At 56.0% G+C, this 10,017-nt stretch carries 8 protein-coding genes; 4 read left to right on the top strand and 4 right to left on the bottom strand.

What is annotated here, in order from left to right; genetic code table 11:
• The 4 genes from J2125_RS06645 (at position 1) to lplT (ending at position 6,564) form a co-directional block, all read left to right on the top strand.
• Positions 1–1,428: an efflux transporter outer membrane subunit gene (locus tag J2125_RS06645; protein WP_017803561.1), complete on the top strand. Its 1,428-nt coding sequence runs from the start codon at positions 1–3 to the stop codon at positions 1,426–1,428.
• Between the two features lie 80 nt (positions 1,429–1,508).
• A complete protein-coding gene (locus J2125_RS06640) occupies positions 1,509–3,062 on the top strand; it encodes a methyl-accepting chemotaxis protein (RefSeq protein ID WP_017803562.1) in 1,554 nt (517 codons plus the stop codon).
• Positions 3,063–3,202: 140 nt separating this feature from the next.
• Complete coding sequence (gene aas, locus J2125_RS06635) at positions 3,203–5,359, top strand: bifunctional acyl-ACP--phospholipid O-acyltransferase/long-chain-fatty-acid--ACP ligase (RefSeq protein WP_017803563.1); 2,157 nt, start codon at positions 3,203–3,205, stop codon at positions 5,357–5,359.
• Positions 5,356–6,564: a lysophospholipid transporter LplT gene (lplT, locus tag J2125_RS06630; RefSeq protein WP_017803564.1), complete on the top strand. Its 1,209-nt coding sequence runs from the start codon at positions 5,356–5,358 to the stop codon at positions 6,562–6,564. The genes aas and lplT overlap by 4 nt, the downstream gene beginning before the upstream one ends.
• 113 nt (positions 6,565–6,677) lie before the next feature.
• Here the strand turns inward: lplT and J2125_RS06625 are convergent, their stop codons facing one another.
• From J2125_RS06625 to mutH, 4 genes are all read right to left on the bottom strand, one after another.
• A complete protein-coding gene (locus tag J2125_RS06625; protein WP_026112056.1) occupies positions 6,678–7,718 on the bottom strand; it encodes an NADP(H)-dependent aldo-keto reductase in 1,041 nt (346 codons plus the stop codon).
• A 163-nt stretch (positions 7,719–7,881) separates the two neighbouring features.
• Positions 7,882–8,097 carry a YgdI/YgdR family lipoprotein gene (locus J2125_RS06620; protein ID WP_026112057.1) on the bottom strand — a complete coding sequence of 72 codons (216 nt, stop codon included), beginning with the start codon at positions 8,095–8,097 and terminating at the stop codon, positions 7,882–7,884.
• 119 nt (positions 8,098–8,216) lie between these two features.
• Positions 8,217–8,927 (bottom strand): TerC family protein, encoded by a 711-nt coding sequence (locus tag J2125_RS06615; RefSeq protein WP_017803567.1) that lies wholly within the window; start codon positions 8,925–8,927, stop codon positions 8,217–8,219.
• A gap of 68 nt (positions 8,928–8,995) precedes the next feature.
• Positions 8,996–9,682, bottom strand: a complete 687-nt coding sequence (gene mutH, locus J2125_RS06610) for a DNA mismatch repair endonuclease MutH (protein ID WP_017803568.1) — start codon at positions 9,680–9,682, stop codon at positions 8,996–8,998.
• Positions 9,683–10,017: the final 335 nt, after the last annotated feature.

Below are 10,017 nucleotides of genomic sequence, written 5' to 3'. Positions count from 1 at the left end.
ATGATGAAAACCAAACCCGCGATTTACCCGGCATTACTGTTAGCGTTACTGGTTACTGGCTGTGCGGTGGGGCCTGACTATCAGCGTCCGTCGGCGGCGGTGCCGACCCACTACAAACATGCTGCGGGCTGGCGTGAAGCCACGCCGCAGGATGACCAGAGCAAAGGCGAGTGGTGGACGGTCTATCAGGATGCGACCCTGTCAAACTTGCTGAGTCAGGTGAAGATTTCCAATCAGAACGTGGCGCAGTATGAAGCGCAATATCGCCAGGCGGTAGCGTTAGCGGCAGAGTCACGCGCCGATCTGCTGCCAACCGTGAGCGGCACCGCCAGTTCCACCCGCAGCGGCAGCCAGAGCACCACCACCAGCGGCGGCAGTCAGCGCAGCGTCAGCAACAGCCATTCGTTGCAGGCCAGCGCCAGCTGGGAGCTGGATGTGTGGGGCAAACTGCGCCGCACGCTGGAGGAAAATCGCGCCAGCGCCGACGCCAGCGCCGCCGAGTTAGCCAATATCACCCTCAGCGCCCAGTCAACGCTGGCGCAGGACTACTTTCAGCTGCGGGTGATGGATCAGCAGATTGCGCTGTATCAGCAGAGCGTCGCGGCCTATCAGCGCTATTTACAGGTGATAGAAAATAAATACCAGGCTGGCGCCGAGTCGCGCGGCACGCTGGCGCAGGCACAGACCCAGCTGGAGAGCGCCCGTGCTTCGGCGCTTGATCTTAGCTGGCAGCGCGCGCAACTGGAAAATGCCATCGCCATGCTAATCGGCAAAACCCCGGCGGAGTTCAGCCTGCCGGTTGCGCCGCTGACTGCCAGGATCCCGGCGATCCCGGATGCGTTGCCATCGCAACTGTTGCAGCGTCGACCGGATATCGCTTATGCCGAACGCAATGTAGCGGCAGCCAATGCCGCAGTGGGGGTGGCGATTGCCGGTTACTATCCGGATCTTACTCTTAGCGCCAGCGGTGGCTTCAGCGGCTCGGTGCTGCATAATCTGGTTTCACTGCCCAATCGCGCCTGGTCGCTGGGGCCGGAGCTGAGCGGAACGCTGCTTGATTTTGGCGCGACTTCCGCCAAAGTCGGGCAGGCGCGCGCCTCTTATGACGCCAGCGTCGCCAGCTACCGTCAGGCGGTGCTGGAAGGCTTCCAGGAAGTGGAAAACTATCTGGTCGAACTGAATACTCTGCAAACGGAAGTGCAGGCGCAGCAGCGTGCCGCCGATGCGGCGAAAGAGTCGGCGCGTGTCACCTATAACCAGTATCAGGCGGGGATGATCGATTATCTTGATGTGGCCAGCACCGAAAATACCAGTCTGAGCCAGCAACAGAGCCTGCTGTCAGCGCAAAGTACCCAGTGGGTGACCAGCGTAGAGCTGATTGCGGCGCTGGGTGGCGGCTGGCGTGATACCTCAATAGCGGAGAAATAAATAGCTAGCTATTAAAGGTGATCCTGATCACGCCGATAGATCCAGCATTGAGTTAATTCTGTTAACCAGGTGCTGCCACAATGAAAAATATTTCTATCCGAACCGGCTTGTTATCGCTGCTGGCCCTGATGACCACACTGCTGCTGATTGTCAGCGTGATGGGCATGGTGGCGATTAACAAGAGCTATCAGGCGCTGCTGGCGGTCAATGATACCCAGGGTGTGCAACTGGGTAATCTGGCCAGCAGTAACACCAATATGCAGCGTATCCGCGTGGTTGCCTCGCTGGCGGTGCGTAATATCGAACTGAATAAACTGGAAGATGGCGCTGCCGCCGCGCAGCGTGCCGCCAGTTATGCCGATATCGCCGACCAGGAGTTACAGCGATTCTTTGCCGCTGTTGAGGGCCAGGATCAGGCTGCTGCATTGGGGCTGGAGATTAAAAAGGCTTATCAGGACTATCGCGAAAAGGGGTTAAACCCGATGATTAATGCGCTGAAACAGCGCGATCTTAAGACCTACTACGCGATGATCGATACCCAGCTGCGCCCATTGGGTATCGCCTTTGATAAAGCCAATAAAAACTTCTTCGAGTATGCGCAGGGCGTCGGCCAGCTGCAGCTGGATAATGCCGCCACCGACAAAACCATGATGATGGTGATGATCGCCTGCTGCGTGGTGTTAACGCTGGCGCTGATGCTGCTGGCATGGATGGTGATGCGCTTGATGCTGATTAATCCGCTGCACCAGGCGGTCAGATTGCTGGAGTATATCTCCGCAGGCGATCTTACCCAGCCGATTCCGGCGGCCAGCCGCAATGAACTGGGCCGACTGAATGCCGGTCTCGGCGTGATGCAGCAGTCGCTGGTGGCATCGGTATCGCGGGTGCGTGACGCCAGTGTGCAGATCGAAACCGGCAGCGCCGAACTGGCCAACGGCAATGATGATCTGTCACGGCGTACTGAAATGTCAGCCTCGTCGCTGGAAGAGACGGCGGCCAGTATGGAACAGCTGACCGCTACGGTAAAACATAACGCCGAGAATGCGAAGCAGGGCCACGAGCTGTCGGAAAGTGTCTCCTCCACCGCGCAGGCCGGCAGCAAAGTGATGCTCGACGTGATGGACAATATGCAGGAGATCGCGCGCAGCTCCGATCAAATCGCCAATATTCTTAGCGTGATTGACGGCATTGCTTTTCAGACCAATATCCTCGCGCTTAACGCCGCGGTAGAAGCGGCGCGTGCCGGCGAGCAGGGGCGTGGTTTCGCGGTGGTGGCGAATGAAGTACGCGTACTGGCGCAGCGCAGCGCCCAGGCCTCCAAAGAGATCCACGAGCTGATTGCCAGTTCGCGCAGCCGGGTGGAAAATGGCTCGCAGCTGACCACCCGCGCCAGTGAAACCATGAGTGAAATCGCCGGGCAGATCATCAATATCAATGTGCTGATGCGTGAAATTGCCAGTGCTTCGAAAGAGCAGAGCCTGGGCATCGACCAGATTAATATTGCGGTAAACCAGATGGAAGATGTGGCGCAGCAGAACGCCGCGCTGGTCGAGCAGTCGGCAATGGCTACCCGTTCGCTGAAAGAGCAGACCCAGCAGCTGGTGCAGGCGATGGCCTCGTTCAAACTGGCTTAAGCGGGCGTTCAGGCGGGGAAACCCGCCAACCCCCTATTTATCACAGCAATAATTTCTCCGTTTTGACTTATCGCGCATTGAGTTACGCCGCCATATCCTGCATCGTGATACGCAATATTTGTCGCTGCTAAGGAGCTGGCATGCTGTTCTCGTTTTTCCGCTTTTTATTCCGCCTGATGTACCGCGCTGAACTGCGCGGCGATATCGCTGCGCTGTACAAAGAGCGGGTGCTGATCACGCCAAACCATATGTCGTTTCTCGATGGTGTGCTGCTGGCGGTATTTCTGCCGATTAAGCCGGTATTCGCCGTCTACTCTTCGGTCAGTGAAAAGTGGTATATGCGCTGGGTGAAGAAGGTGATCGATATTGTGCCGCTCGATCCCACTAAGCCGATGGCGGTTAAACATCTGGTGCGGATGATTGGTCAGGGCCGCCCGGTGGTGATTTTCCCCGAAGGGCGCATTACGGTGACCAGTTCACTGATGAAAATTTATAGCGGCGCCGGGTTTGTCGCCGCAAAATCGCAGGCGACCGTAGTGCCGCTGCGTATCGAAGGGGCGGAATATACGCCGTTCGGTCGCCTTGGCGGGGTGTTTAAACGTCGCCTGTTCCCGCGTATTACCATGACGGTGCTGCCCGCCACTTCGATTCCGATGCCCGATGCGCCGCGCGCCCGTGAGCGCCGTATTCTGGCCGGTGAGCATCTGCATCATGTGATGATGGAAGCGCGCATGGCGGTGCGTCCGCGTGAAACCCTGTATCAGGCGTTTCTCAGTGCGCGTACCCGCTATGGCTACTTTAAAAACTGCATTGAAGATATCAACTTTAAACCGGACAGTTACAGCGGCCTGCTGAAGAAAGCGCTGGGCGTCGGGCGTATTCTTGAACGCTATACGCAGCCGGGTGAATATATCGGTTTGCTGCTGCCGAACGCCACGGTGACCGCCGCAGCGATTCTTGGCGCGTCGATGCGTGGCCGTATTCCGGCGATGCTGAATTATACCGCTGGTGTGCAGGGTGTCAGCAGCGCACTGAAAGCCGCCGAAGTGAAGACAGTATTTACCTCGCGCCAGTTCCTTGAGAAGGGCAAACTGCAACATCTGCCGGAAGGGATTACGCAGGTGAAATGGATCTTCCTTGAAGATCTGAAAGATACGGTGACGCTACGGGATAAGTTATGGATCCTCACTCACCTGCTGATACCGCGCCGTGCGATGCTGGCACAGCAGCCGGAAGATGCAGCGATGGTGCTGTTTACTTCCGGTTCGGAAGGCCAGCCGAAAGGGGTGGTTCACTCGCATAAAAGCCTGCTGGCAAATGTCGAACAGATCCGCACCGTTGCCGATTTCACTCCGCGCGACCGCTTTATGGCGGCGCTGCCGCTGTTCCATGCGTTTGGTCTTACCGTCGGCATGTTTACGCCGCTGATGACCGGCGCTGAAGTGTTTCTCTATCCCAGTCCGCTGCACTACCGCATTGTACCGGAGCTGGTATATGACCGTAACTGCACCGTGTTGTTTGGCACCTCGACCTTCCTGGGTAACTATGCGCGTTTTGCCAATCCGTATGATTTTGCCCGCCTGCGTTATGTGGTAGCCGGCGCGGAAAAACTGCAGGAGCACACCCGTCAGCTGTGGCAGGACCGTTTTGGCATCCGCATTCTGGAAGGCTATGGCGTCACTGAGTGCGCGCCGGTGGTGGCGATTAACGTGCCGATGGCGGCGCGCCCGCACAGCGTTGGCCGTATTTTACCGGCGATGGATTCACGTCTGATTGCGGTGCCGGGCATTGAGCAGGGTGGACAGCTGCAGCTTCGCGGGCCGAATATTATGAAAGGCTATCTGCGCGTCGAGCGGCCGGGCATCCTTGAGGCACCGCAGGCCGATAATGGCGAAGGGCAGATGGAAGCGGGCTGGTACGATACCGGTGATATCGTCAGCTTTGACGAACACGGTTTCTGCCAGATTCAGGGGCGGGTAAAACGCTTTGCAAAAATCGCCGGTGAGATGGTGTCACTGGAAGCGGTGGAGCAGATTGCGTTAAAAGCTTCGCCTGAGAAGCTGCATGCGGCATCGATGAAAGCCGATGGTCAGCGTGGAGAAGCGCTGGTGCTGTTTACCACTGACAGCGAACTGACGCGCGAACAGCTGCAACGCGCCGCCCGTGAACTGGGCAGTCCGGAACTGGCGGTGCCACGCGATATTCGCTGTATGAAACAGCTACCGCAGCTGGGCAGCGGTAAACCGGATTTTGTTACCCTGCGTAAATTAGCAGAAGAAGAGGCGCAAGAGGCATGAGCAATACCCTGACCGACGAACAACCGCTGCTGTCGCGAGGCATGATGGCGGTGATCGCCGCCCAGTTTCTCTCGGCGTTTGGCGATAACGCGCTGCTGTTCGCCACGCTGGCGGTAATTAAAAATCAGCTCTATCCGGACTGGAGTCAGCCGGTATTACAGATGGTGTTTGTCGCCACCTATATCATCCTCGCGCCTTTTGTCGGCCAGATTGCCGACAGCTTTGCCAAAGGACGGGTAATGATGTTTGCCAATGGCCTGAAGCTGCTGGGCGCGCTGGTGATCTGCTTTGGTCTCAATCCGTTTGTTGGCTATGCGCTGGTAGGTGTAGGCGCTGCGGCCTATTCGCCTGCCAAGTATGGCATTCTGAGTGAAATCACCAGTGGCGAAAAGCTGGTGAAGGCCAATGGTCTGATGGAAGCTTCCACCATTGCCGCCATCCTGCTGGGGTCGGTGGCAGGTGGGGTATTAGCTGACTGGCACCTGCTGGCGGCGCTGATTGCCTGCGTGCTGGCCTACGGGCTGGCGGTGGCGGCTAACCTGCTGATCCCAAAACTGGCGGCGGCGCGCGCCGGACAGAGCTGGCATCCGTTAACTATGTCACGCAGTTTCTTCCATGCCTGCCGGGTGTTATGGCGCAATGGTGAAACCCGTTTCTCGCTGGTGGGCACCAGTCTGTTCTGGGGCGCCGGGGTAACGCTGCGTTTTCTGCTGGTATTGTGGGTGCCGGTGGCGTTGGGGATTACCGATCTCAGTACGCCGACCCAGCTGAATGCGATGGTGGCGATCGGTATTGTATTCGGTGCCGCAGCGGCGGCGAAGCTGGTGACGTTAAAAACCGTCGGGCGCTGTATGCCTGCCGGGGTTCTGATTGGCGTGGCGGTGGTGATTTTTGCCGTGCAGCACAGTCTGCTGAATGCATATCTGCTGCTGGTGATTATCGGCGTGCTGGGCGGCTTCTTTGTGGTGCCGCTTAATGCGCTGCTACAGGAGCGCGGTAAAGCCACGGTGGGCGCCGGTAATGCGATTGCGGTACAGAATCTGGGTGAGAACAGCGCGATGCTGATCATGCTGGGACTCTATTCGCTGGCGATTAAACTGGGCGCACCGCCGGTTGCCGCCGGGATCGGTTTTGGCGCACTGTTTGCGCTGGCGATTGCGATGCTATGGGGCTGGCAGTTAGCGCAGAAGAGAAAGGCGGTTTAAGTGGCGCGGGCGACGAGAACGCCGCCCCTATATAAGCCCACCGTTTCATGTAGGGGCGGCGTTATCGCCCCGGATATAATGGCGGCGTTATCGCCGCACGTGTTAATGCGCTATCAGGGAGCCGGATAGGTATAACGACGATGAATCGCTTCCAGCCCCTGCATCACCTCTTCATCCAGCGTCAGGTTGAAGCTGTCGATATTGATCTTCAGCTGTTCCAGCGTGGTGGCGCCTAATAAGGTACTGGCGACAAACGGTTGCTGACGCACAAAGGCCAGCGCCATCTGTGACGGATCCAGATTATGCTTACCGGCTAATGCCACATACTCGGCAATTGCCTGTTGCGACTGTTCGCCACTGTAACGGGTAAAACGACTAAACAGCGTATTACGCGCGCCAGCCGGTTTCGCGCCATTCAGATATTTCCCGCTCAGCGTACCAAACGCCAGGCTCGAATAGGCCAGCAGTTCGACGCCTTCATGCTGGCTGATCTCCGCCAGATTCACTTCAAAACTGCGGTTCAGCAGGCTGTAGGGGTTCTGAATGGTGACGATGCGCGGCAGCTCATGTTTTTCCGCCAGTTGCAGGTAACGCATTACGCCCCAGGCGGTTTCGTTAGACACGCCGATATAACGAATTTTACCGGCGCGTACCTGCTCGTTCAGCGCTTCCAGGGTTTCCAGCAACGTAACCGGCACGCTGGCGTCGCTGTATTCATATCCCAGCTTGCCAAAGTAGTTCGCCGGGCGCTGTGGCCAGTGCAGCTGGTAAAGATCGAGATAGTCGGTATTCAGACGTTTTAATGAAGCGTCCAGCGCCTCACGGATATTTTTACGATCCAGCGCCTGCTGCGGACGAATCGAGGCATCATTGCCGCGTGACGGCCCGGCGACTTTCGACGCCAGCACGATTTTATCGCGGTTGCCGCGCGCCTTGATCCAGCTACCAATATAGCTTTCGGTTAACCCCTGGGTTTCCGGGCGCGGTGGCACCGGGTACATCTCAGCAGTATCAATCAGATTGATACCGGAACTTAATGCCAAATCCAGTTGAGCATGGGCGTCGGCTTCGCTATTTTGCTCACCAAACGTCATGGTTCCTAACCCCAGCGTGCTGACTTCCAGTGTGCTATGGGGGATGCGGTGATATTGCATTTGCCGGCTTCCTTTTTTCATTATGGAAAGGTTAATTCCTGTTGCAGCTTTTTTGACTATAACCCGTGCTGGCGCAGAGGGGGAAGAGGGGATTTAACGGGAAATGCGCAGGTTAAGCCCGCCGCATCTCCGGAAAGAGTGCAGCAGGTAAAATTCAGGAGGATTAACGCTCGATGATGGTAGAGACTTCGTCACCGTTGATCTGCAATTCATGTCCCGACTGATCGACATATTTTACCAGCCCGGTATCTTTATCGATAACCGGTTTGCCATCGGTCATAATCATATTGCCGTCTTTCGTCGCCATCACATAATCACTGCTACAACCGCTTACCAGTAGCGCTACTGCGATCGCGGCTGTACTTAACATCCACTTCATCCATGCTCTCCCTCAGTTTTCTCTTCAGTTTACCAGTGTAGTAATAAACCATTTACTGTGGGACGTTAATCGCACGATTCTGAATTGCAATGGCGAGCACAACTCGCCATTGACAGGGATTACTGCGGTTTTTTCCGGCTACGCATCAGGTTCAGGCTCTCTACCGCCATGGAGAAGAACATGGCGAAATAAATGTAACCTTTTGGTACATGGATGTTAAAACTTTCCAGAATCAGGGTAAAACCGACCAGAATCAGGAATGCCAGCGCCAGCATTTTCACCGATGGATGGCGATCAACAAACTCACCGACCGCCCGGGCGGCAAACATCATTACGCCCACCGCGATCACCACTGCGGCCATCATAATAAACAGATGGTCAGAGAGGCCGACGGCGGTAATTACCGAATCGAGGCTGAAAATAATATCCAGCAGCATAATCTGCACGATGGCGCCAAAAAAGGAGTGCACATTGGTGTTATTTTCGCTTTCACCGCCCTCAATGGTTTCATGGATCTCCATACTCGATTTCCACAACAGGAACAGGCCACCAAACAGCAGAATCAGATCGCGTGCTGAAAAAGCGTGGTCCATCAGGGTGAACAGCGGGGTGGTCAGGCGAATAACCCAGGCTATCGACGCCAGCAGTCCTAAGCGCATCAGCATTGCGCCAGCCAGACCCAGGCGGCGTGCTTTGTTCTGTTGATGCTTTGGTAGCTTAGCGACAACCAGTGAAAGGAAGATAATATTATCAATACCAAGAACGATTTCCAGAATGGTCAGCGTTCCGAGCGCCAACCAGGCATTGGGGTCTGCAATCCAGTCAAACATTGTGCCAGCGTATCCTAAACGAAAGTTAAACGGCGATTATACCGATGATTGACAGCGGCGGGAAAACTTTAAAGTAAAAAGTGCCGTGCCAGCAGTGGGCCGGTAAAGGTTTTCTTCAGATAAAAGCCGCGCGGCAGGGTCATAATCGGCTGACCGTTTGCACCGATCCCTTCAGTCAGTGCTTTGCTGTTAGCAGCTTTAGGGCGAATTTGCAGCACTTCACCATGGCGTGCAGTGATACGCTCCACCTGACCAAGCACAATCATATCCATTAACTCTTCCCAGTCGCGTCGCAGCTGATCCTCTTCGGCGGCGCTCGGACTCCACAGCAGCGGCGCGCCGACGCGGCGTTCAGCCAGCGGGATGGCGCGATCGCCTTCAACCGGGATCCATAGCACCCGCGTCAGTTTGTGGCGCACATGGCTGTTGTGCCAGGTCACGCCGCTATTGCCGGTCAGCGGCGCCACGCAAACAAAGGTGGTTTCCAGCGGTCGTCCCAGGCTGTCTACCGGAATGGTTTTCAGTTCGATGCCGATGGCAGCGAAGTCCTGTTCGGGCTTACTGCCAGCGCTGGCGCCGAGATGGATCTCCAGCAGTGCGCCTACCCAGCCTTTATCCCGTTTCAGATCCGCCGGTATCGGCAACTGCGCTTTCAGGGCCAGTTCTGCCAGCGTAAAGCCAGCCAGCGCCTGCGCACGCGCCAGCAAGGTGGCTTCATCTTCCGGCGGAAGAATAGACGGAAAATCAACAGCCATAACAATTCCTGCGGTGAAGGTTAAAAAACAGTCAGTTATGACGCATAATAAATCACGCGCCCAGTCTGTTGTGTAAAACAGCAATAATAGCATGATTACTCATGCTTTTTTACCCTGCACGCCAGCCGCCACTTTTTGCCGTGTGGCGGGTTTTCCCATGTTGTCATCAACAATGAACAGGTTCTACCCCCCGGTTATCCACAGAAATGTGGGATAAGTCGCTTTTTAAAAGAATACTGTTTTGATTTACAGCCTTGACGACCCGCTTTTTTACGCGAACAGTGCATTTTGTGCGTAACTTATTGGCATAATCTGTGGATAAAAAGCTCAGCGTT

It is taken from the genome of Winslowiella toletana (genome assembly GCF_017875465.1).
GTDB classification, from domain to species: Bacteria; Pseudomonadota; Gammaproteobacteria; order Enterobacterales; family Enterobacteriaceae; genus Erwinia; species Erwinia toletana.
The sequence above is the reverse complement of the archived record's forward strand: the minus strand, read 5'-3'. Positions and strand labels throughout refer to the sequence as shown.